The sequence below is a fragment of the Deinococcus hopiensis KR-140 genome (assembly GCF_900176165.1).
Classification (GTDB): domain Bacteria; phylum Deinococcota; class Deinococci; order Deinococcales; family Deinococcaceae; genus Deinococcus; species Deinococcus hopiensis.
Genome location: NZ_FWWU01000009.1, coordinates 1,911,271 through 1,933,796, shown reverse-complemented (window position 1 = coordinate 1,933,796; position 22,526 = coordinate 1,911,271). Strand labels below are relative to the sequence as shown.

The window sequence follows — 22,526 nt, the reverse complement described above, 5'->3', positions numbered from 1 at the left end:
AAGGTGTAGCACGCCGCCTCAAACCGCTTTTATGCAAACACCTAGACAAGTTCAGGCGGCTTTGATTCTGTTTCTATATGTAAGTTATAAGGTGGGTTTAGCGGTGAGAATGTAAAATATTTCGGTGCAGTAGGGTCTTTTTCGCATTTGCCGTTTTCTCATGCTCCGGAAGTGTGATGGAGCTGTGAGCGGAGAGCAGAGGGTCCAATTTCCGGAGGTATGCAGTCTTGCGCCCGGCGTCATACATTGGTCTTAAGCGACTAGGGGATGGCCCGCCCTTCATGTCTGCCCGCCTTAGCATGTGGACCATGGCTCCCACCGCCACACCACGCCGCGCCACCTTCCAGCGAACGACGAGCGAGACCGACATCACGGTCACCCTCGACCTCGACGCGGCCCTCTCGCTGCCGCCTGCCACTGGACACGGCTTTCTCGACCACATGCTCGACGCCCTCGCCCGCCACGCCCGCATCGGGCTGGAGGTGCAGGCCACGGGGGATCTGCACATTGAGCCGCATCACCTCGTGGAGGACGTGGGCATCACGCTGGGCCAGGCGCTCAATGGAGCCCTGGGCGACCGCCGGGGCATCGAGCGTTACGGCAGCGCTTTCGTGCCCATGGACGAGACCCTGGCGCACGTGGTCGTGGACCTCTCCGGCCGCGCGCACCTCGCCTTCGAGCCCGAGCGGCTGGACGTATGGGGAACCGCGGGGGGCATGACGCACTACCACCTGCGCGAATTCCTGCGCGGCCTGTGCAACCACGCGGGCGTGACGCTGCACGTGCGTCTGCTCGCAGGGCGCGAAGCGCACCACGTGATCGAGGCGATCGTGAAAGCCTTTGCCCGCGCCCTGCGCGACGCCGTGCGGGTGACTTCGGACGGGCTGGCAAGCACGAAGGGGCTGCTGTGAGCACGTCCGAAGTTCTCCTCCTCGATTACGGCGCGGGCAATGTGCGCTCCGCCGCCAAGGCCCTGGAAAGGGCCGGGATGACCGTACGCGTCTCCGACAACCCCGCCGACGTTCCGCATGCCCCCGCCCTCGTCGTGCCCGGACAGGGCCACTTCCGGCAGGTGATGGAAGCCTTTGACCGTCACGGCTTTCACAGCCCGGTGCTGGAGGCGGCGCGCGGCGGCACGCCCCTACTGGGTATCTGCGTGGGAATGCAGATGCTGCTGTCGGGCTCGGAAGAAGCGCCGGACACGCCGGGCCTGGACCTTATCCCCGGGACGGTCCGCCGTTTCGGGCCCGTGCCCGAGCGCAAGGTGCCCCAGATGGGCTGGAACAGCCTGGACAAGGTGGGCGACAGCCCGCTGCTGCGGGACCTCGCCTGCCCGGCCTACGCCTACTTCGTCCACTCGTATTACGTGCCGCTCGATGTGGAGGTGGACGCCGGGTCCCTGACCGAGTATGGCGTGCCCTTCTGGTCTGCATTGAGCCGGGGCAACGTCCACGCCACCCAGTTCCACCCCGAAAAGAGCGGCGCGGTGGGACTCGCCATTCTCGAACGCTTCCGGCGGCACGTGCTGGAAGAAAATCTTGTCGGAGGCCTTGTATGACGGCGCAACCGCCTGCCCTGGACTGGGGCCAACTCGGCTTCGGCTACCTCCGCACCCCCTGGCGCTACCGCTCGCACTGGCGGGAAGGGGCGTGGGACAGCGGGGTCCTGACCGAGGACAATCAGGTTCACATCTCCGAGGCCAGCGCGGCCCTGCACTACGGCCAGCAGTGCTTCGAGGGGCTCAAGGCCTACCGCACCGCCGACGGCCGCGTAAACCTCTTCCGGCCCGATCAGAACGCCCTGCGGATGCAGCGTTCGTGCGCCCGACTCCTGATGCCGCCCGTGCCCACCGAAACCTTTGTCGGTGCGTGCAAGCGGGTGGTGCGGGCCAACCTCGACTTTGTGCCGCCCTACGGCACGGGGGGAGCGCTGTACCTGCGGCCCTTCCTGATCGGCGTGGGCGACAGCATCGCCGTGACGAGCGCGCCCGAATTCTTGTTCTCGGTGTTCGCCGTCCCCGTCGGGGCGTACTTCAAGGGAGGCCTGAGCCCCATGAATTTCGTCACGTCGGGCTATGACCGCGCGGCTCCGCAGGGCACGGGCGCGGCGAAGGTGGGCGGCAACTACGCCGCCAGCCTGCTGCCGGGAGCGGAGGCGAAGGGGCACCGCTTCGCTGACTGCATCTACCTCGATCCCGCCACGCACACGAAGATTGAGGAGGTGGGGGCCGCCAACTTCTTCGCCATCACGCGGGACGGGCGCTTCGTCACGCCGCGCTCGCCGTCCATCCTGCCGTCCATCACCAAGTACAGCCTGCTGCACCTGGCCGCCGAGCGCTTGGGACTGGAGGTGGAGGAGGGCGACGTGTTCATCGACCGTCTGGACGAGTACGCCGAGGCGGGGGCGTGCGGCACGGCCGCCGTCATCACACCCATCGGGGGGATTCAGCACGGCGAGCATTTCCACGTCTTCCACTCGGAAACAGAGGTGGGTCCGGTGACGCGGCGGCTGTACGAGGAACTCGTCGGGATTCAGTACGGGGACCGCCCAGCTCCGGAAGGCTGGATCGTGAACGTGGAGGGGAAAGAGGTTTAAGCGCCGAACTGTCTGACGGCTTGGGGTGGGCGCGGGGGCCTCGCCGTCAGGCCGCCTTGGAAGTCTCAAGAAACGCTCCCCCCTCGCGAACCGCGAGAAATGGAACGGGGGAGCGGAGCTACACGCGGCCCCAGACCATGTTCACCCACTTTGCCGAGCCGCTGCTCTTCCTTGCGTTCGCGCTGGCGGCGGGCGTTGTCTGGGCGGCGGGCGCCCCCCTGTCAAACGCCACCGACATTCTCGGCAAGCGGCTGAAACGGGGAGAGGCGATGGGCGGCCTGATCCTGCTGGCCCTCGCCACCAACCTGCCCGAAATCGCCATTCCCTCTAGCGCGGCGCAAGGCCACAACCTCGGTCTGGCGAGCGGGAACATCCTGGGCGGCATCGCCATTCAGACCGTCGTGCTGGTGGTGCTCGGCGGCCTGCGGCTGGGCCGCCGAGCACCGCTGACAGGCGAGGGCCGCTCGCTGAATCTGGTGCTGGAGGGTGGCTTGGTGGTGGCGGTCCTGATGGGCGTCATGATGGTCGCGCAACTTCCCAAAACGGCGATCTGGGGGCAGCTGGAGCCGGGGGCACTGTTTGTCGCCGCCCTGGAAAGTGGAGGAGCCGGAGCTGTCCCCAGGCGTGCAGCAGGCCCGCAACGCGCAGGAGAAGCGGGAGAAGGCCACAGGCACGGGCAAGGCTGTGCTGATCTTCGGCGTGTCGGCCCTCGTCACGCTGGCGGCGGGGCTGGTGCTGGCCGAGAGCGGGGACGTCAGCGCCGGGTACCTGCACGTCAGTGGCGTGCTGTTCGGCTCGACGATCCTCGCGGTGGCCACCGCCCTGCCCGAGGTGTCTCCCGGACTCGCCGCCATGCGGCTGGGTGACGATGAACTGGCGGTCAGCGATATCTTCGGTGGCAACGCTTTCTTGCCGGTGCTGTTCCTGCTGGCCTCGGTGGTGGCGGGGCAGGCCGCGCTGCCGCAACTCTCGCGCAGTGACCTGTACCTCACGGCGCTGGGCGTGTGGCTTACCGCCGAGTACCTGTCCGGGCTGGCGTTTCGCTCGCGGCGGCAGTGGTGGCCGTGGGCTGTGCTGGGGCTGTACCTGCTCGGCCTCGTGGAGCTGAGGGCACTGGCGAGGCAAGGTTGAGGCGGCCCGCGTTCCTCCCCGTTTCTTCATGTTGGCGGCCTCCTGGGACAACCCAGACCTCCCTCGCCGCCCAGTGGGTACACTCGCCCTCATGAGTGCCGACTTCATCCCCCTGCCCCTGGAACACGGGCACCTTCAGAAACTGGTCACCGCCGATCTCGTGCGCCCGGACCACCTGCTTGGCGCACACCCCGTTGCCGAGAACGGGGTGGAGGGCGTGCGGTTTGCCGTGTGGGCCCCCAACGCCCATCACGTCAGTGTGGTGGGCGACTTCAACGGCTGGAACGGGTTCGACAATCCTATGCAGCGGCTGGACTTCGGCTTCTGGGGGGCGTTCGTGCCCACCGCCCGCCACGGCCAGCGCTACAAGTTCCGGGTAACGGGCGCAAACGGGCACACGGTGGACAAGATGGACCCCTACGCGACGTTCGCGGAAGTGCGCCCCGCCACCGCGAGCATCATCTGGCGGCAGTCTTTCCAGTGGACCGACGACGCCTGGATGGCCTCACGCACACCCGGTCTGGACCGTCCCATGAGTGTGTATGAGGTGCATGTGGGCTCCTGGGCGCGTGACGAACACGGCTGGTTCCTGAACTACCGTGAGCTGGCACACCGTCTGGGCGACTACGCGACCGAACTCGGCTATACCCACGTCGAACTCCTGGGCGTGATGGAGCACCCTTTCGACGGCTCCTGGGGTTACCAGGTGACCGGCTACTACGCTCCGACGAGCCGCCTCGGGTCCCCGGAGGACTTCGCGTACCTCGTCAATCACCTCCACGAACGCGGTATCGGCGTCTTCGTGGACTGGGTGCCCGGCCACTTCCCCACCGACGAGGCGGGGCTCGCGCACTTCGACGGCGCGCCCCTGTACGAGTACGCGGACCCGCGCAAGGGCTTTCACCACGACTGGAACACCTACATCTTCGACTACGGCCGAAGCGAGGTGGTGATGTTCCTGATCGGCTCGGCGCTGAAGTGGGTGCAGGACTTTCACGTGGACGGCCTGCGGGTGGACGCGGTGGCCTCCATGCTGTACCTCGACTTTTCGCGCACGGAATGGATTCCCAACATCTACGGTGGACGCGAGAACCTGGAAGCCGTCGCCTTCCTCAAACGCCTGAACGAAGTGCTGCACCACATGGCCCCTGGCGTCACCCTGATTGCGGAGGAGAGCACGGCCTTTCCCGGCGTCACCGCGCCGACGCCCTTCGGTCTGGGCTTCGACTACAAGTGGGCGATGGGCTGGATGAACGATACCCTCGCCTACTTCGAGAAAGACCCTATTCACCGCAAATACGAGCACCACAAGCTGACCTTTTTCAACGTCTACCGCACCACGGAGAAGTTCGTGCTGGCCATCAGCCACGACGAGGTCGTCCACCTCAAGAAGTCGCTGGTGATGAAGATGCCCGGCGACTGGTATCAGCAGCGGGCGAACTACCGCGCCTTTCTGGCCCTGATGTGGACCACGCCCGGTAAGAAGCTGCTGTTCATGGGCCAGGAGTTCGCCCAGTCTACCGAGTGGAACCACGACGAGTCGCTGCCGTGGCACATGGCGCAGCTGCCGGACCATGCGGGCGTTGCGCGGCTGGTGGGGCGGCTGAACGCCCTGTACCGCCAGCGCCCGGACCTGCATGTGGGCGATATCCGCGACGAGGGTCTGCTCTGGACGAGTGCCGACGACGAGGCCCACAGCGTCTACGCCTATATCCGCCGCGATCCTCGCCCCGAGGCTGAGGGAGGCGGGGCCTGGAGCATAACTGTCGCCAACCTCACGCCTGTGTACCGCGAGGGCTACCCCGTTGGCGTGCCCCAGGGTGGCGAGTACCGCCTGTTGCTGTCTACCGATGACTTGGAATACGGCGGCTTCGGCACCGTGCAGGGCAGCCTGACGGCACAAGAGGGGGGCCTGAGCGGACAGACCCACCGCCTGAACCTGAACCTGCCGCCCCTGAGCGTGCTGATCCTTGAGCACGTCGGTGAGACGCGCCGCAGCGAGGACCGGTGAGCCGACCCCGTCCCGATGCCCTTACCGCGCTGAGCCTGGCGCTGCTCGCGGTGGTCGCCGCGCTGCTGCTGCTTCCGCTGCTGGGCGGACCGCTGCCCAGTCCATTCCTCGTGGTGGTGCTGCTGGCGGGGCGGCTGGCGCTTCAGGTGCTGAGGGCGCAGCGGAACCCGGAGCTTAAACGTCCCGCAGCCTGGGCCTTTGACGTTCTGCTGATCGCCCTGTTGCTGTGGACGGCGGGGAACCGGCCGGCGGGGTAGGTCGAACGGCCTGGCCGCTCCCTCTGCTCTGGGGGAGGGGGGTGTTTTCTATAGCACTTCCCCAAGCGCCCGCCCCACCACCGCGTACAGCGGATCGGAACCGGGCAGGCTGCGGTCCAGGCCCTGAATATCCCCGAAGCCGCCCGACTGGCGCAGCAGTTCCTCCACCAGTGCGACGTGTCCGGCGTCGTCCAGCGCGTGCCAGATGGCGACGGCCTTGGTGGGAAAGCAGCGGTTGGAAAAGGTGATGACCGCGGGCGCACCCGGTTTGAGTACCCGCCCCACTTCGCGCAGCACCGCCACTGGGTCTGTCAGGTAATCGATAGAGACGCAGATGCCGCAGCCGTCGAAGTGGGTCGCCTCAAAGGGCAGGTGCGGCTGGGCGTTGAGGTTTTGCACCACGCACTGCGTCAGGCGGGGATTGCGGTCCAGTTCGGCGCGGTTCATGCCCAGGCCCGTTACGCCCTCATACTCGGTCTCGGGCGGCAGGTGGCTGACCCAGGAGGACATCAGGTCCAGCAGTTGCCCGCCGGGTGGAAAAAGCTCGCGGTAAAGCTGCGTGACGGCGGCGACGGCCACGTCGTCGATATGGGTTACGAAACGCGGGTGGGCGTAAAAGGCCTCGTCGGACGTCTCGTCTACGCGGCGAAAAGCCGCTGCGGGGAGGGGAGAGGAGGGCCCGTTGGTCATGCCCTCATGTTCCCAGGTCCGCTGGCGGGCGACTGCAAGCGGGAGCGCAACGCGCAGAAGATGAGCGCTTGTGTAAACGACTTGGCAGGGCCTGGGCTCAGGCGGTATCCTGCCTCCATGACCGTGAACGCCGCGTGGTGGTGGCCCAGCTTCGCCTGGGTATAACGCGCCGTTTTCCTCCGTAAGATCGGCACGCGCTCAGGTGGAACCCTCCACCGGGCGCGTTTTCCTGTATGCCCCCTGCCCCAACGTGCTGCCCCAGGAGCTCCATGACGCACCCCGCCCCGCCCACCGAACCCCCACACCCAGGGCCCAGGCCCGCCGCCGCCCTCGCCCTGTGCGAACTCAACGCCGATCTCGACACGCCCGTTACCGCTTACCTCAAGGTGGCGCGTGAGCACGCGGTCAGCTTCCTGCTCGAAAGCGTGGAGGCGGGCGAGAAACTGGGCCGCTACTCCTTTATCGGCGTGGGCGAGGCCGGGCGCCTGACCTACCGCGCCGGGCACGTCACGAGCAGCGGAAGTTTCGGTACCTTTGACGGCCCCGAGGCCGATCCCCTCGCCCGGCTGTACCACGCCACCACCCGCCCCGCGCCGCATCCGGAGGGCCTGCCCGCCTTTCTGGGCGGCGCGGTGGGCTACGCCGCCTATGACTTGATTCGCGCCTATGAGCGGCTGCCCGACGGCAACCCCGACGAACTCAACGTCCCTGACGCCCTGTTCGTGATGCCGGAAGGCATGGTGATCTACGACCACCTGCGCCACCGCCTGATCGCCGTGGCCACGGCCGATACGCAGGAGCGGGCCGAGAGCGTGGTGGAGAACCTCGTCGGCCGTCTACGCGGTCCCCTCCCCGACGAGATTCCAGGCCGGGAATCCGCCTCCGCGCCCACCTTCACGAGCAACTTCACGCCGCAGGGCTACATGGACGCGGTGGAGCGCTGTCTGGAATACATCCGCGCGGGCGACATCTTTCAGGTGGTTCCAGGGCAGCGGTTCAGCGCGGACCTCAGCGTGCATCCCTTCGCCCTGTACCGGGCGCTGCGGCGGGTCAATCCCAGCCCGTACCTGGGCTACCTCGCCCTTGGCGACGTGACGTTGGTGGCCTCCAGCCCCGAGAGCCTGCTGCGCAGCGACGGGCACACCGTCGTGACCCGTCCTATCGCGGGCACCCGGCCACGCGGCGCGGCACCCGAGGAGGACGAGCGCCTGGCTGCCGAACTGCTCGCCGACGAGAAGGAACGCGCCGAACACCTCATGCTGGTGGACCTGGGGCGCAACGACCTCGGGCGGGTCAGCCGTTACGGCTCGGTGCGGGTGGAGGACGCCTTTACCGTCGAGCGCTACAGCCACGTCATGCACATCGTCTCCACCGTGTCGGGCGAGTTGCGCGGCGGCCAGACGCCGCTGCACGCCCTCGCTTCGGTGCTGCCGATGGGCACGGTGTCGGGTGCGCCCAAGATTCGCGCAATGGAGATCATCGACGAACTCGAATCCGTGCGGCGTGGGCCCTACGGCGGCGCTTTCGGCTACATTGCCCTGGACGGCAGCCTCGACATGGCGCTGACCCTGCGGACGATGGTGATTGCGAACGGGCGGCTGCATATCCAGGCGGGCGCGGGCATTGTGGCCGACAGCGATCCGGCGAGTGAGGAACTGGAGACGCGCAACAAGGCGGCGGCGCTGATGCGGGCGGTGGAAATGGCCGCGCGGGGCCTCTGATGGCGCAGGTCAAAGTCTACGGCGAGCGGACGCACCTCGGTGAGCAGCGGAGCGCGTTGTCGGACGCCATCCACCGCGCGGCGCAGGAGGCGCTCGGCCTGCCTGAGAACAAGCGGTTTCACCGCTTTTTCCCGCTGGACGCGGCGGACTTCGTCTTTCCACCGGAGCGCAGCGGACGCTACACGATTCTGGAAATCCACCTGTTCGCGGGTCGCCGTCCCGAAACCCTGCGTTGCTTTTTGCGTGCCCTGCAAGGTGAAATCATCCGCGCCTGTGGCCTGCATCCCGATGACCTGGAAATCGTGCTGCTGGAAGCCCCGCCCAGCCACTGGGGGCTTCGTGGGCGACTCGGCGACGAACTCCAGCTGAATTACGAGGTGAACAAGTGAACCCCGCGCCGCACGTCCTGCTGATCGACAATTACGACTCGTTCACCTACAACCTCGTGCAGTACCTCGGCGAACTGGGGTGCGAACTGACCGTGTGGCGCAACGACGCCTTCACGGTGGAGGACGTGCAGGCACTCAAGCCCGACGCCATCGTCGTCTCTCCGGGGCCCTGTACACCGGCCGAAGCTGGGCGGAGCGTGGAGGTGATCCGCGAACTGGGACCGCGCCTGCCCACGCTCGGCGTGTGTCTGGGTCACCAGAGCATCGGGGAAGCGTTCGGCGCGACGGTGGGACGGGCCCTGCAACCCGTCCACGGCAAGACGAGCCCCGTACGGCACGACAGCTCTGGCCTGTTCGCGGGGCTGCCCGCAGAAGTGCAGGTCACGCGCTATCACTCGCTGGTGGTGCGTGACCTGCCGGACGAACTCGTGCCCACCGCGTGGACCACCGATCCCGGCGAGGAGATCGTGATGGCCCTGCGCCACCGCGACTACCCCATCCACGGTCTGCAATTCCACCCCGAGAGCATCGCCACTTCAGAAGGCAAGGAGATGCTGCGGAACTTTCTGGAGCTGGTGCAGGCACACCGAGCGGCGCGGGCGGTGGGGGCATGACCGCCACCTCCCAGATGATGCACGCCCGGCTGATGAACGGCGAGCGCCTGACCCAGAGCGACGCGGCGAACTTCATGCGTGAGGTGATGACGGGCGACGTGAGTGGTGTGCGCTTGGCAGCAGCCCTGGCGGCCCTGCGGGTGCGCGGCGAAACCCCGGAGGAGATTGCCGGATTCGCCCAGGCCATGCGCGAGAACGCCGTGCGGGTCCACGTCGAACCCAGGGACGTGCTGCTGGACGTGGTGGGCACGGGAGGCGACGGCGCACACACCTTCAACATCAGCACCACGACGGCCTTCGTGGTGGCGGCGGCGGGCGTTCCTGTCGCCAAGCACGGCAACCGCGCCGCAAGCAGTCGCGCCGGAAGTGCCGATGTGCTCGAAGCGCTGGGCGTGAATCTGGACGCCCCGCCGCAAGTGGTGGCCGACGGCATCAATGCGCTGGGCATCGGCTTCATGTTCGCCCGCAACTACCACCCGGCCCTGCGCCACGCTGCGCCCGTCCGCGCGGACCTCGCTGCCCGCACCGTGTTCAACATCCTGGGGCCGCTCTCCAACCCGGCGGGAGCCACCCACCTCGTCGTCGGGGTCTTCAAGCCTGAGCTGACGCGCACGCTGGCCGAGGTGCTGCGGCTGCTGGGCGCGAAGGGGGCCACGGTGGTTTACGGCCACGGCCTCGACGAGTTCACCGTCTGCGGCGAGAACACCGTGACGGGGCTGCGGGGCGGCGAGGTCATAGACCGCACCCTTCAACCTGAGGAGGCGGGGCTGGACCGCCATGACCGCGCAGACATCGTGGGGGGAAGTCCAGCAGAGAATGCCGAGATCACCCGCGCCCTTCTCACCGGAGGCGGCACCCCCGCTCAGCGCGACATTGTGGCCCTGAACGTGGGGGCGGCCCTGCGCACCGCCGAGCGCGTGGGCAGCATCGCCGAGGGTGTGGCCCAGGCCCGCGAGGTCATGGCGAGCGGTGCGGGCTGGGAGCTGTTACGGCGGTACGCGGCGCACACGAGGGGGCAGGGCGCACAGCGCTGAGCGCGCAGCGCCAAAACCGCGCAGCAGAGGCGTCCGGGACGGGTTCCCGGCCCACTGCTGCGCGGTTTTCCAAATCCGCTCTGCCCTGTGCCTCAGCGGGGCGGCAGCATCAGCTTTCCCTCCAGCGGCGTGCTCAGCACGATGCTCGTGTCGCAGGTAAAGCCCATCCCGATCAGGTCGCCCAGCATGGCTTCCAGCGCACCCACGTCGGGCACGGCCACCTTCAGGATGCAGGAGTTGTCGCCCGTCACCGAGTGGCACTCCAGCACGCCGTCGTTCTTTTTGGCCCACCGCACCAGCGTGGGGTCGTTGCGCCCGCTGTCCTGCACACCGATAAAGGCGGTGATCGCCCGGCCCAGCGGCTTGGAGGCCACGCGCACGCCGTAACCCAGGATCACGCCCGCGTCCTCCAGCCGCCGCACCCGCTCGGTCACAGCCGGCGCCGAGAGCCCGACGCGGCGGCCCAGTTCGCGCATGCTCAGCCGCGAGTCGGTCTGAAGTTCTTCCAGAATCCGGTGGTCGAGGTCGTCGAGATTACCGCCATGTTGCTTCATGGCCCCTATCTTAGCGTTTGATAGGTCACAAGTGGCATACGGCAACTTTCTGAGCGCTGAGAGTGGCACTTGGACACCTGCCTAGCCATTCAAACGAAAGGTGGCAAAAGCGAGAATGGCGAAGACAGTTTTCACACGTTCTCACCCATCCTTACTTTTTCCGGAGGAGCTCCATGCCTATTCATCCCGAGGCCACCGTGCGGTCTCAACAGATGCTGCCCCGCAACCACCGCGCTCCCAAGTGGCAGGACGTACCCGACGCGCAGTGGTACGACTGGAAGTGGCAACTCAAAAACCGCATCAACTCCGTCGAGGAACTCGAAGAGGTCATCCGCCTGACCGATTCCGAGCGGGCGGGCGCAAGCGCCGAGGGCATTTTCCGGCTGGACATCACGCCTTATTTCGCGTCGCTGATGGACCCCGAAGACCCCACCTGCCCGGTGCGCCGTCAGGTCATCCCCACCCACCACGAGCTGACGCCCTTTACCTCGATGATGGAAGATTCCCTCGCTGAGGATAAACACAGCCCCGTGCCCGGCCTGGTCCACCGTTACCCGGACCGCGTGCTGATGCTGGTGACGACGCAGTGCGCTTCTTACTGCCGTTACTGCACGCGTAGCCGTATCGTGGGAGACCCCACCGAGACCTTCAACCCCGCGGAGTACGAGGCGCAGCTCAACTACCTGCGCAACACGCCCCAGGTGCGCGACGTGCTGCTCTCGGGCGGAGATCCGCTGACCCTCGCGCCCAAGGTGCTGGGCCGCCTGCTGGCCGAACTGCGCAAGATCGAGCACATCGAGATCGTCCGCATTGGCACCCGCGTGCCCGTCTTTATGCCTATGCGCGTGACCCAGGAACTGTGCGACGTGCTGGCGGAGAACCACCCCGTCTGGATGAACATCCACGTCAACCATCCCCGTGAGATCACGCCCGAAGTTGCCGAGGCCTGCGACCGCCTGACCCGTGCGGGGGTGCCCCTGGGCAATCAGAGCGTGCTGCTGCGCGGCGTGAATGACCACCCGGTGATCATGCAAAAGCTGGTCCGCGAACTCGTCAAGATTCGCGTGCGGCCCTACTACATCTACCAGTGCGACCTCGTCCACGGGGCCGGGCACCTGCGGACCACCGTGAGCAAGGGCCTGGAGATCATGGAGAGCCTGCGTGGGCACACCTCGGGCTACTCGGTGCCCACCTACGTGGTAGACGCCCCTGGCGGCGGTGGCAAGATTCCCGTCGCGCCCAACTACGTGCTCTCGCACAGCCCCGAGAAGCTGATCCTCCGCAACTTCGAGGGCTATATCGCTGCGTACTCCGAGCCCACCGACTACACCGGCCCTGACATGGCTGTGCCCAAGGAGTGGGAGCGCCGCGAGCCCGGTCAGAGCGGCATCTTCGGCCTGATGGAAGGCGAGCGCATCTCTATCGAGCCCAAGGAATTCAGCGAGAGCCGCAACCGTCCCGGCGCGACGAAGCACCGCCTGAACAGCCGCGAGGACAAGTGGGTGGCGCACGGCGTAGGCGGCAGCCCCATAACCGACACTGCCCCAGACGGCATGGTGCAGGTGCCGCAGCCGGTGGAGAGTGAGCCGCAGCCGGTCAGCGGGGACTGAGCACAGGGCCCCGGGCAGCTGAGTTGATTGACGGTTGCTCGGCGGCCCCTCACCCTGGCCCTCTCCCTCCGGGGCAGAGGAGAGAACAACGCCCTACAGCTTAAGCACTCGCTTCTTTTGCGCCCCTCCCCCCGTGGGAGAGGGTGAGGGGCCGCGCCTCCCACCTCCACCGCCCCACATCCCACAGGAGTCCCCATGACCACCCTTCCCAAACCCCGCCAGCCCCTCCTCCGCACCGCCCTCCCCGGCCCCAAGACCCAGGCCATCATGGAGCGCGATTCCAAGCACCTCTCCACCTCGTACATGCGGCCCTACCCCTTCGTGCCGGACCACGGCGAGGGTGTGTGGCTGACCGATGTGGACGGCAACACCATGCTGGACTTCTTTGCGGGCATTGCGGTCAGCACCACCGGACACTCGCACCCACACGTCGTGAAGGCCGTGCAGGAGCAGATCACCAAGTTCGCCCACGTCTGCCTGACCGACTACCCGCAGGAAATCACCACCAGCCTCGCCGAGCGCCTCGTCAAGCACGTCGAAAAGCCGGGCGAAAAGTGGCGCGTCTTCTTCGGCAACTCAGGCGCGGAAGCCGTCGAGGCCGCTGTCAAGCTCGCGCGCAACCACACTGGGCGTACGCACATCATCTCCACCCTCGGTTCGTTCCACGGGCGGACCTACGGGGCCATCACGCTGACGGGCTCCAAGACGAAGTACAAGCGCGGCTTCGGCCCGTTGCTGCCCAATGTCTCGCACGTGCCCTACCCCAACCCCTTCCGTCCGCCGCTGGGCAGCACGCCCGAAACCTGCGGGCAGGCTGTTATCGACCACATTGAAAACCTGTTCCAGACGGTCATCCCCTCGGACGAGGTGGCCGCCATCATCATCGAGCCGATGCAGGGTGAGGGTGGATACATCGTGCCACCCGCTGACTTCCTGCCCGCGCTGCGTGCACTGTGTGACAAGTACGGCATCATGCTGATTTTCGACGAGGTGCAGGCGGGTATGGGCCGCAGCGGCAAGATGTTCAGCTTCCAGCACTTTGACGTGCAGCCCGACATCATCACGCTGGCCAAGGGCATCGCCTCGGGCTTGCCCATTTCGGCGATGCTCGCCAAAGAGTCGGTCATGACGTGGTCCGTGGGCTCGCACGGCTCCACTTTCGGCGGCAACCCGGTGGCGGCGGCGGCGGCCCACGCCACGCTGGACCTGCTCGAAGGTGTGGAAAAGCACCCCGGCTGTGGCGAGAGCCTGATGGAGAATGCCTCGGCAGTAGGCGGCTTCATCATGGCCGAACTGAAGAAAATGCAGGCTGAGTTCCCCTTCCTGGGCGACGTGCGCGGCGAGGGCCTGTTTATCGGCTTGGAGTTCGTGAAGCCGGACGGTCGCCCCGACGGCAAGTTGCGCGACACCGCCAGCATGGCGATGTTTGAAAAGGGCCTGCTGAATCTCGACTGCGGCGAGGCCGTGATCCGCATCAGTCCCCCCCTGATCCTGACCCGCGAGGACGCACAGACTGGGCTGGGAATTATGCGGGAAGCGCTGGCGGAACTGCAGTAAGGCCCTCGCAGGAAAGCTCCTGCCCTGTGCTGTGGGCAGGAGCTTTCCTTATGGATTTCAGCGCGGAGGCTCAAGCCGCCCGTTCACGCGGACAAAAAGTCCCACCTGTCCGTGGGAAGGGTCCCGCCGGTGGCGGTAACCTTGGCTGTTCCCCCGTTCCAACCTGCGCCCAGCGTGCCGTTCATGTTGGGCGTCGTCATTCAACGTGTCCTTGCAGACCGGTGTGCCCGTACCGGTCAGGGGACAGTTCACGGAGGTGGGCCGTCCGGTGGCCGACGTGCCGCCGGTCACACGCGCCGGCTGGATGTCTCCGTCCGCGCCGGGGTCCGCGCTCCCAACCGTCCGGTCCCTGGCCTTGATCTCACCCGTACGGGTACACCCGGGAAGGAGAGGGCCCGTGGCGCCGAGGGGTGCGCCCACAGCCACAGCGGCGCCGGCCACGGTAACGGGCAGATTTACGCTGAATTTACCGTTGGCGCTGAGGACGCCCGCCACCACCCGTTTCCACCTGCCCCTGCCATGCTGGGTAAGCCTGCCCCGGACCTGTCCGGCTCCAACGGCCGCGGGGTAAACGCCGTCTTGCCGTTCTCGTCTACCTCCGCCGTACCGGAGTTTGCCCTACGCGCTCTGCCTCAGCCAGCGCAGTACGTCGGCTGCGTGCGTGGCAGGGTTGACGTTGCTCCAGTGCCACGCCACGTTGCCCTGGGGGTCGACCAGGAAAGTCTGCCGAGCGGCCATGCCCAGCAGACCGCCCAGACCGCCCATCACGCCATACGCTTTGGCCACGGCGCGGTCTCCATCGGGAAGCATGGGGAAGGTCAGCCCGCAGCTGTCGCGGAACTTGGCCTGCCGCGCCTCGGTGTCGGTGCTTACGCCGATCACGGCCGCGTTCAGGCGCTCAAACTCAGGGAGGGCCGCCTCGAAGCGCTGGGCTTCCAGCGAGCAGCCGGGCGTGCTGGCGCGCGGGTAGAAGTACAACACCACCCAGCGCCCGCGCAGGTCCGAGAGGCGCAGGGGGCGGCCATCGTCGCTGCGTGTGTCGAAGTCGGGGGCGGGTTCACCGACGCGGGGAGTCATGCCGCCCATTCTACGGCGGCCTCTACAATGCGGCCCGTGCGCGTTCCCACGGACTCCCGGCCCCCGGCGCTGCTCTTGCCCCTCGCCGCCTATCTGGGGCAGCGGGTGGTGGTGGGCGTGTCGGGCGGTGCGGACAGTGTGGCCCTGCTGCGCGCACTGCTCCTGGCAGACGTCAAACCCGTGGTGGCCCATCTGGACCATGCCCTGCGCCCTGAATCTGGGGAGGACGCGGTTTGGGTGGAGGCGCTCGCCGCTCGGCTGGGGGTCCCTTTCGAGTCCACACGCGTGGATGTGGCCGCCGTCGCCGCTCGTCGTGGCTGGAATCTGGAGGACGCCGCCCGGCGCGTGCGCTATGAGTTTCTGGGACGCATGGCAAAGGGGCATGAGGCCTCAGCCATCCTCACTGCGCATACGGGGCGCGATCAGGCCGAGACTGTCCTGATGGAATTGCTGCGCGGTGAGGCGGTCCTGAGCGGTATTCCGCCTACCCGGGGCCGCGTTCACCGCCCCTGGTTGGCTGTACCCCGCTCGGAGATCGAAGCCTTCCTGCGCGCCCTCGGTCACGACTGGCGCGAGGACCCCACCAACGCCGATCCAGCCCAGACGCGGGCCTGGCTGCGAACGGCGGTGATACCCGTGCTGCGTGCGCGGTATCCGGGCTTGGAGGCCTCGCTCGTCCGCCTCGCCGCCCTCGCGCGCGAAGACGATGAGGCCCTGAGCGCGCTCGCCTCGCGTCTGACGGCCCACGTTCCGCGCGGGGGACAGCCGAGCGCCGTCTTGCGTCGGTCCGTCGCCCAGGTGCTGGGGGAGGCGAAGGTGCCCTACCACACAGAACATGTCGAGCGGTTGGCGGGGGCGCTCGGGGCGGGGAAAACGGCGCACGTTACCTTGCCCGGGGCGCGGCACGTGACGGCCTCAGGGGGAAGGTTGCACCTCCACGCCCAGCGTTGGCCCACGCCCGACTTTTCCCTTCCGGACGGGTGGACCCTCCGTGCCCGGCAACCGGGAGACCGGGTGCGCCTCCCCGGTGGCACCCGCAAGCTCAGCGACGTGCTGACCGACGCCAAAATCCCCCGGGAGGAACGGGACCGCCTGCCCCTGCTCGCCCATGGTGACGCGGTGCAGTGGGTGGGCCTGAATCCTCCCCTGTGGGCGGAGGGCGCGCGCGAGGTGGCGGGCGTGCCCGAAGACCCCCTGCACGCCGCGATGGGCCAGGCCCTGGCCCTGGCCCATGAGGCCGCCGCACTCAGCGAGGTGCCCGTAGGCGCGGTGGTCCTCGGCCCCAGGGGCGAGGTAATCGGGCGGGGCCGCAACACCAGCCGCGGGTGCGGGGATATGACTCGGCACGCCGAACTCGCGGCGCTTCGGGAGGCTGCCGCTGTCCTCGGTACCCCGTATCTCACAGCTTGCACCCTCGTCGTGACGTTGGAACCCTGCCCGATGTGCCTGGGGGCGGCGCTGGAGTCCCGGGTGGGTCACATCGTCTACGGCGCCTCCAATCCGAAAGCGGGCGCCCTCGGCGGCGTCACGGACCTGCTGGCCTCCTCGTGGGGGCATGTTCCGACGGTGCAGGGGGGCGTGCGGGCGGCGGAGGCGGCGCGGCTGTTGCGGCGGGCCTTCCGGGCGTTGCGGGAGCGGTAGAGCCTACTCTCCGCCCCCCCTCCGCAGTCGCCTCCGCCTCCGCTGTCTCCGCCACCCGAATCGCAACTGCCCGACTCTGCACCGTTCCAGTCGCTGCCGGAGGTGTCGCTCGCCGACCAGAAGTTGGAACCGCCAGTGCTGCTCGCCGACGAGCCGCTCCGCCTGCGGCCCCGACCGGCCCGCGCGACGGCGAGCAGCAGCAGCCCTGTCAGTGCGGCGAAGAGACCGAGCATCCAGCCGCTCAACACTGAGACGGCGGCGAAGACCAGAAGAGCAGCGAGAAACAGGGTGGCGCGCATATGAAGCTCCTGGAGAGAAGGGTGGGGACGCCCGTGCCTGCCACCAATCTCCGTCCCCTTCGTCAGCCGCCCGTCACGTGAGGGTGAAGCCCGCCGTGCCCAAGGTCCCATCCGCGTCAGCTTCTCGTCTGTCCGCCTGAAAGAGTTGTGCATAGGCGGGGCGGCACGCAGCCCTCGCGTCCGCCCGTATCCTGAATGCCATGCGCGTCGTCCTGAAGCTCGGCACCAGCGTCCTCTCCGCCGGAACAGACCGGCTGCACCGGCCCCGGCTGGTGGACCTGCTGCGCGACATGGCCGCCGTGCGCGAGGCCGGGCACGAGGTGGTGCTCGTCAGCAGTGGCGCGGTCCTGGCCGGGTGGGAGGCGTTGCGCTTTCCCCCGCGTGACCGGACGCTGGCGGAAAAACAGCTGCTTGCCGCCGTCGGTCAGGGCCGCCTGATGCACCTGTACGCCAGCATTGCGGACTTGTATGGGGTGGCCGTGGCGCAGGTGCTTCTGACCGCCGACGACTTTCGGGACCGCACGCGTTACCTCAACGCCCGCACCACCCTGGGCGGCTGCCTGTCGCGCGGCGTACTGCCGATCATCAACGAGAATGACGCGGTGGCGACGGGACAGCTGAAGGTGGGCGACAACGACACCCTGTCAGCCTTTGTCGCCAACCTGGTGGAGGCGGACCTGCTCGTCATCCTGACCGACGCGCCCGGCCTGTACACCGCCGATCCGCGCATTCGCCCGGACGCCACCCTAATTCCCGTCGTGGAGCGCGTGACGCCCGAGGTCTGGGCACTCGCAGGCGGCGCGGGCAGCCACCGGGGCACAGGCGGCATGCACACCAAGATTCAGGCTGCCGAGATCGCCACCCGTGCGGGGACGCCGGTGGTGGTCGCACCCGGAGACGCTGAGCACGCCCTCGCCCGCATCGTGGTCGGCGAGGCGCTGGGCACCCGTTTTCTGGCGCACGGTTCCCGGCTGGAGGCGCGCAAGCGCTGGATTCTCGCCGAGATCGCTGCGGGGCGTATCACCCTGGATGAGGGCGCGGCACAGGCGGTGCGCGAGCGGGGCGGCAGCCTGCTGCCTGCCGGAATTCGCGCTGTGGAGGGAGAATTCAAGCGCGGTCAGACCGTGCGCCTCCTCGGGCCGGACGGCGCGGAGATCGCCCGAGGCCTGACCCGGTACCACGCGGCCGATCTGGTCCGCATCGCCGGGCACCACTCCCGAGAGATCGAGGGCCTGCTGGGCTTTACCTACGGCTCTGAAGCCGTTCACCGGGACGATCTGGTGCGGTTGTAAGGTGGCCTGCCGTTGGGATGACGCCGGGGGACCGACTCTGGGCGGTGCAGCTGCACCGCGCCGATTTCCTCGTGTGTGCCGATGCCGTGGTTGGGACCGACCATGATTCTGGCCGATTTGACCTGGCACCTCGCCTTGGGAAGGGTGGCGGTGGAGTTGACCGTGGGGTTGGGCTGGGTCAAATCGGCCCAGACCTGATGGCCCCCGTCCAGGGTGTCTACGGCGAAGACCTTGGTCGCGGCGCCGTTGCCGTAGGTCTTGCGGACGAGGACGGCGGTGGCGTACACGGGTTGCCTGAAGCTGACCGCGATGGAATGAACCACGCCGTTCTTGGAGGCCAGGGCCCAGGCGTTGCTGTTGCCGCCGTAGCCCTGGTGTCAGTCTCGCCCAGGGCCTGCTTGACGCTCCGGCCGTTCGCGCTGTCTCCCGAACCGCGGGGGTCGTGACGCCACTCACCCACTGCTTGATAAGGTCCGTCTGGACCGAATCCGCGCCCCACAGGAGAAAACCGACCATCGTCGCCACAGGCGAACCCCGCGCTGCATACCGGTCAGCTTGCCGGTCCTGAAATCACCGGCTTTGGGTGGCGCCGCTCCGTTGCCTTCACCTCACCCTTGTGGACTGGGTCAAGGTCGGCTGGGTGTCCTCTACACGCCCCTCTTCGCTGCCCCCCTGTCCCTGCTACCCTGCCTCCATGACGACCACGGAAGCCCTGACCGTCCGTGACCAGGCCGCTCGCGCACGGGCGTCGGCGCGCGTTCTGCGTTCCCTGCCCACCGCGCGCAAGGCGGCGGCGCTGGGCGCCATCGCGCGGGAGTTGCGGGCCCGCGAGGCCGTGATCCTGGCGGCCAACGCGCGGGACGTGCAGGCCGCTGAACAGGCTGGACTCCCCGAACCGATGGTGGCCCGCCTGCGCCTCGACGCCCCCGCCCTCGCCGCCATTGCCCGGGACGTGGAGGCCGTGGCCGCTCTGCCCGATCCCGTGGGCCAGACCACCCCCGAGGAGGTGCAGCCCAGCGGCATCCGCGTCTCGCGCCGCCGCGTGCCCCTCGGCGTGCTGGGCGTGATCTACGAGAGCCGTCCCAACGTGACGGTGGACGTGGCGGCGCTGGCGCTCATGAGCGGCAACGCGGCCATTCTGCGTGGCGGCAAAGAGACGGTCCACAGCAATACGGCCCTCGAAGAGGCCATCCGCGCGGCCCTGACCGCCGAGGGCCTACCGGGAGACGCGGTGCAGGTCATCCGTGATTCTGCCCGCGAGCGGATGCGAGAACTCCTGCGCCTCGACGATCTGGTGGACGCCATCATTCCGCGTGGTGGGGCGGCCCTGCACCGCTACTGCGTGGAAAACGCCACCGTACCCGTCATCGTTGGTGGCATCGGCGTGGTTCACATCTACGTGGACGGGAGCTTTACCCGCGTGCCGGAGGACGTGGCCAAGGCCGCAGGCATCATCCTCAACGCCAAGGTGCAGAAGCCGAGCGCCTGCAATGCCCTCGACACCCTGCTGATCCACGAGGCCGCCCTGCCCGCCTTGCCGGAACTCGTGCGCCCGCTGCTGGAACGGGGCGTGGTTCTGCGGGCCGATCCGCCCGCTCTCGCCGCATTGAAGGCCGTCGGGCTGGAGGCCGCATCCGCCACTGAAACCGATTACGGCACCGAATTTTTGGCCCTCATTGCCAGCATTCGCACCGTTTCCGGTTTGGAAGAGGCGCTGGATTTCATCGCTGCTCACGGCAACCACACCGACGTGATCCTGACCCGCGATCCAGCCCAGGCCGAGCGCTTTGTGGCGGACGTGGATAGCGCCGCCGTGATGGTCAACGCCAGCCCCCGCTTCAACGACGGTGGGCAACTCGGGCTGGGGGCCGAGGTGGCGATCAGCACGCAAAAGCTCCACGCGCGGGGACCAATGGGCCTCTCGGAACTCACCACGACGAAGTGGGTGGTGGTGGGGGAGGGGCAGGTGCGGGGCTAGGGTGCGGAGCCAAAGGGAGAAGGGCGAGGCATTCTGTACTCGCCCTTCTCCCTTTGCTGTCCCGCCTACACCTCCAGCGGGACGTCTACGCCGAGCTCTGCCAGGACGGTCCGAATGGCTGCCACGTCCATCCCGGCGCGGGCGTGGACGCTTTCCACCGTCGCGTGTTCCTGAAACTCGTCGGGAATGCCCAGCACACGCACGGGGGTGCGCAGGCCCATGCCGCTCAGCGCTTCCAGCACGGCGCTTCCAAAACCGCCCACCACGGTGTTGTCCTCCACCGTGATGATCGCACGGGCGGTAGAAGCTGCCCCGCGCAGCATCACCTCATCCAGCGGTTTGACGAAGCGGGCGTTGACGACGCCCACGCCGGGCAGGTCCTTTGCGGCGCGCAGGGCGTATTCCAGCCCCTTGCCGCCCGCCAGGATGACCACGTCATTGCCTTCCTGCGTCCATTCCCACTTCCCCCATTCCAGCTCCGGCCAGGTGCCCTCGGGAACGCGGGTGGTGTTGCCGCGAGGGTAGCGGATGGCGAAGGGACCGGGGTTTTCCTGCGCGTACTTCAGCATCCCCCGTAACTCGGCGGCGTCTTTCGGAAGCCCAATCCGCACGTTGGGAATGGAGCGCAGGAAGCTCAGGTCGAATACACCGTTGTGCGTCGCCCCGTCCGCCCCCACCACACCGCCCCGGTCAATGGCGAAGGTGACGCCCAGGTTCTCCAGCGCCACGTCGTGCAGCACCTGATCGTAGGCCCGCTGCAGGAAGGTGGAATAGATCGCCACGATGGGCCGCATTCCGCGCAGCGCCATCCCGGCGGCGGTGGTGACGGCCACGTCCTCAGCGATCCCCACATCCAGGTAGCGGTGGGGGTGGACCTCGCTGTAGTGCACTAGGCCGCTGCCCTCGCGCATGGCGGGGGTGATCACGAAGGTGCGGGGGTCCGCGGCGGCCAGTTCGGTCACGGCGTCCCCAAAGGCGCTGCTCCACGAGTAGGCGTGGCTGGGTGTGGAGCGGCCCGTCGCCGGATCGAATTTGGCCGGACCGTGCCACTTGATGGGATCGGCCTCGGCGTAGCTCAGGCCCTTGCCTTTCGTGGTGACCACGTGGAGGATCGTGGGACCGTCAAGGTCCGAGAGCCGCTCTATCAGCCAGACCAGTTCCTGCACGTTGTGGCCGTCCACCGGGCCGACGTAGCGCACACCCATGGTGGCGAAGGGGTTCACGCTCGCCGGGTCGAAGAAGTGGCGGGTGGAGCTCTTGGCGCGGCTCATGAAATCGGCGAGCGGCTTGCTCACCGCCTGCACGGCCTTCTTGCCCGCCTCCTCACCCTCCTGAAACCACTTCTGCACCTGCAAGCCGCGCATGAATTTGCTCATCGCGCCGACGTTCTCCGAGATGCTCATCTCGTTGTCGTTCAGGACGATCAGCATCTTCCGGCCCAGGTCCCCGATGGTGTTCAGCGCGGCGAGCGCCATGCCGCCCGTCAGCGAGCCGTCGCCAATCACGGCCACCACCTTGTAATCCTGGCCCTGGGCGTCCCTCGCGAGCGCCATGCCCAGCGCGTTCGCCAGGCTGGTGCTCGCGTGGCCCACCGTAATCGCGTCGTGTTCGGACTCGCCCACCTTGGTAAAGCCCGACAACCCGCCTTCCTTCTTGACCGTATGCATCTGGTGGCGGCGGCCCGTGAGCATCTTGTGGGCGTAGGCCTGGTGGCCCACATCGAAGAGGATGCGGTCCCGGGGACTGTTGAGCACGTAGTGCAGCGCGACGATCAGGTCTGTGGCCCCCAGCGAGGAAGCGAGGTGCAGCCCGCCCACAGAGCAGACCCGCACGATCTCGTCGCGCAGTTCAGCCGAGAGTTGCGGCAACGCCTCCCGGGCGAGGCGCTTGAGGTCTTCGGGACTGTTCACCGTATCCAGCAGGGGGGTGGGACTGGCGCAGACCAGTTCCGAGGAGGGCGCGGCCGGGCTGGACTTCTCGCTGGATCTACTCATGACGGGCCTCCCGGACGTGCTTGGTGGGCGAAGCGGGGCGTGCAGGAGCGGCGCATGGCCCCAGCGTAGGCCAGCGGGGCCA

21 protein-coding genes and 1 pseudogene are annotated in these 22,526 nt (G+C 67.6%); 16 read left to right on the top strand and 6 right to left on the bottom strand.

The window, feature by feature from the left end:
- Positions 1–308 precede the first annotated feature (308 nt).
- The 7 genes and pseudogenes from hisB (at position 309) to B9A95_RS22905 (ending at position 5,994) form a co-directional block, all read left to right on the top strand.
- A complete protein-coding gene (gene hisB, locus B9A95_RS22930) occupies positions 309–911 on the top strand; it encodes an imidazoleglycerol-phosphate dehydratase HisB (RefSeq protein WP_084050925.1) in 603 nt (200 codons plus the stop codon).
- Positions 908–1,558 (top strand): imidazole glycerol phosphate synthase subunit HisH, encoded by a 651-nt coding sequence (gene hisH, locus B9A95_RS22925; protein ID WP_084049386.1) that lies wholly within the window; start codon positions 908–910, stop codon positions 1,556–1,558. The genes hisB and hisH overlap by 4 nt, the downstream gene beginning before the upstream one ends.
- A complete protein-coding gene (locus tag B9A95_RS22920) occupies positions 1,555–2,595 on the top strand; it encodes a branched-chain amino acid aminotransferase (RefSeq protein WP_084049385.1) in 1,041 nt (346 codons plus the stop codon). The genes hisH and B9A95_RS22920 overlap by 4 nt, the downstream gene beginning before the upstream one ends.
- A gap of 137 nt (positions 2,596–2,732) precedes the next feature.
- Positions 2,733–3,068, top strand: a pseudogene (locus B9A95_RS37270) (hypothetical protein); the annotation flags it as partial.
- Between the two features lie 106 nt (positions 3,069–3,174).
- On the top strand, positions 3,175–3,726 hold the full coding sequence (locus B9A95_RS34740; RefSeq protein WP_245808445.1) for a sodium/calcium exchanger protein: 552 nt from the start codon (positions 3,175–3,177) through the stop codon (positions 3,724–3,726).
- Between the two features lie 91 nt (positions 3,727–3,817).
- Positions 3,818–5,737: a 1,4-alpha-glucan branching enzyme gene (locus B9A95_RS22910; protein WP_084050924.1), complete on the top strand. Its 1,920-nt coding sequence runs from the start codon at positions 3,818–3,820 to the stop codon at positions 5,735–5,737.
- Positions 5,734–5,994, top strand: coding sequence for a hypothetical protein (locus tag B9A95_RS22905; protein WP_084049384.1), 261 nt, complete (start codon positions 5,734–5,736; stop codon positions 5,992–5,994). The genes B9A95_RS22910 and B9A95_RS22905 overlap by 4 nt, the downstream gene beginning before the upstream one ends.
- A gap of 48 nt (positions 5,995–6,042) precedes the next feature.
- Here B9A95_RS22905 and B9A95_RS22900 read toward each other — a convergent pair whose 3' ends face one another.
- On the bottom strand, positions 6,043–6,684 hold the full coding sequence (locus B9A95_RS22900; protein WP_084049383.1) for a class I SAM-dependent methyltransferase: 642 nt from the start codon (positions 6,682–6,684) through the stop codon (positions 6,043–6,045).
- Positions 6,685–6,953: 269 nt separating this feature from the next.
- On the opposite strand from B9A95_RS22900, the gene trpE reads away from it, so the two are divergent.
- The 4 genes from trpE to trpD are packed head-to-tail and all read left to right on the top strand — an operon-like array spanning position 6,954 to position 10,442.
- Positions 6,954–8,405, top strand: coding sequence for an anthranilate synthase component I (gene trpE, locus B9A95_RS22895; RefSeq protein ID WP_084049382.1), 1,452 nt, complete (start codon positions 6,954–6,956; stop codon positions 8,403–8,405).
- Positions 8,405–8,794, top strand: a complete 390-nt coding sequence (locus tag B9A95_RS22890) for a tautomerase family protein (protein WP_084049381.1) — start codon at positions 8,405–8,407, stop codon at positions 8,792–8,794. The genes trpE and B9A95_RS22890 overlap by 1 nt, the downstream gene beginning before the upstream one ends.
- The gene (locus tag B9A95_RS22885; protein ID WP_084049380.1) at positions 8,791–9,408 is read left to right on the top strand and encodes an anthranilate synthase component II; all 618 of its coding nucleotides are present in this window, start codon (positions 8,791–8,793) and stop codon (positions 9,406–9,408) included. Before B9A95_RS22890 ends, B9A95_RS22885 begins: the two co-directional genes overlap by 4 nt.
- A gap of 14 nt (positions 9,409–9,422) precedes the next feature.
- Entirely contained in the window at positions 9,423–10,442 is a 1,020-nt protein-coding gene (trpD, locus tag B9A95_RS22880) for an anthranilate phosphoribosyltransferase (RefSeq protein WP_170928810.1), read from the top strand.
- A gap of 92 nt (positions 10,443–10,534) precedes the next feature.
- On the opposite strand, the gene B9A95_RS22875 is transcribed toward trpD, so the two are convergent.
- Positions 10,535–10,996 carry an Lrp/AsnC family transcriptional regulator gene (locus B9A95_RS22875; protein WP_084049378.1) on the bottom strand — a complete coding sequence of 154 codons (462 nt, stop codon included), beginning with the start codon at positions 10,994–10,996 and terminating at the stop codon, positions 10,535–10,537.
- A 173-nt stretch (positions 10,997–11,169) separates the two neighbouring features.
- Here B9A95_RS22875 and kamA point away from each other — a divergent pair, with 173 nt between their 5' ends.
- Positions 11,170–12,606, top strand: a complete 1,437-nt coding sequence (gene kamA, locus B9A95_RS22870; protein ID WP_084049377.1) for a lysine 2,3-aminomutase — start codon at positions 11,170–11,172, stop codon at positions 12,604–12,606.
- A gap of 195 nt (positions 12,607–12,801) precedes the next feature.
- A complete protein-coding gene (locus B9A95_RS22865) occupies positions 12,802–14,163 on the top strand; it encodes an acetyl ornithine aminotransferase family protein (protein ID WP_084049376.1) in 1,362 nt (453 codons plus the stop codon).
- Between the two features lie 57 nt (positions 14,164–14,220).
- Here B9A95_RS22865 and B9A95_RS22860 read toward each other — a convergent pair whose 3' ends face one another.
- Both B9A95_RS22860 and B9A95_RS22855 read right to left on the bottom strand, forming a co-directional pair.
- Positions 14,221–14,658 (bottom strand): hypothetical protein, encoded by a 438-nt coding sequence (locus B9A95_RS22860; protein ID WP_139806953.1) that lies wholly within the window; start codon positions 14,656–14,658, stop codon positions 14,221–14,223.
- Positions 14,659–14,781: 123 nt separating this feature from the next.
- A complete protein-coding gene (locus B9A95_RS22855) occupies positions 14,782–15,240 on the bottom strand; it encodes a peroxiredoxin (protein WP_084050923.1) in 459 nt (152 codons plus the stop codon).
- 27 nt (positions 15,241–15,267) lie between these two features.
- On the opposite strand from B9A95_RS22855, the gene tilS reads away from it, so the two are divergent.
- On the top strand, positions 15,268–16,881 hold the full coding sequence (gene tilS / locus B9A95_RS22850; RefSeq protein ID WP_084049374.1) for a tRNA lysidine(34) synthetase TilS: 1,614 nt from the start codon (positions 15,268–15,270) through the stop codon (positions 16,879–16,881).
- 499 nt (positions 16,882–17,380) lie between these two features.
- Entirely contained in the window at positions 17,381–18,472 is a 1,092-nt protein-coding gene (gene proB / locus B9A95_RS22845) for a glutamate 5-kinase (protein WP_084049373.1), read from the top strand.
- Here the strand turns inward: proB and B9A95_RS22840 are convergent.
- Complete coding sequence (locus tag B9A95_RS22840; protein ID WP_084049372.1) at positions 18,445–18,795, bottom strand: hypothetical protein; 351 nt, start codon at positions 18,793–18,795, stop codon at positions 18,445–18,447. The two genes, proB and B9A95_RS22840, sit on opposite strands and share 28 nt — an antisense overlap.
- Before the next feature lie 371 nt (positions 18,796–19,166).
- Here B9A95_RS22840 and B9A95_RS22835 point away from each other — a divergent pair, with 371 nt between their 5' ends.
- Positions 19,167–20,450 (top strand): glutamate-5-semialdehyde dehydrogenase, encoded by a 1,284-nt coding sequence (locus B9A95_RS22835; protein ID WP_084049371.1) that lies wholly within the window; start codon positions 19,167–19,169, stop codon positions 20,448–20,450.
- 65 nt (positions 20,451–20,515) lie between these two features.
- Here the strand turns inward: B9A95_RS22835 and dxs are convergent, their stop codons facing one another.
- Positions 20,516–22,444 carry a 1-deoxy-D-xylulose-5-phosphate synthase gene (gene dxs / locus B9A95_RS22830; protein ID WP_084049370.1) on the bottom strand — a complete coding sequence of 643 codons (1,929 nt, stop codon included), beginning with the start codon at positions 22,442–22,444 and terminating at the stop codon, positions 20,516–20,518.
- Between the last annotated feature and the right edge of the window lie 82 nt (positions 22,445–22,526).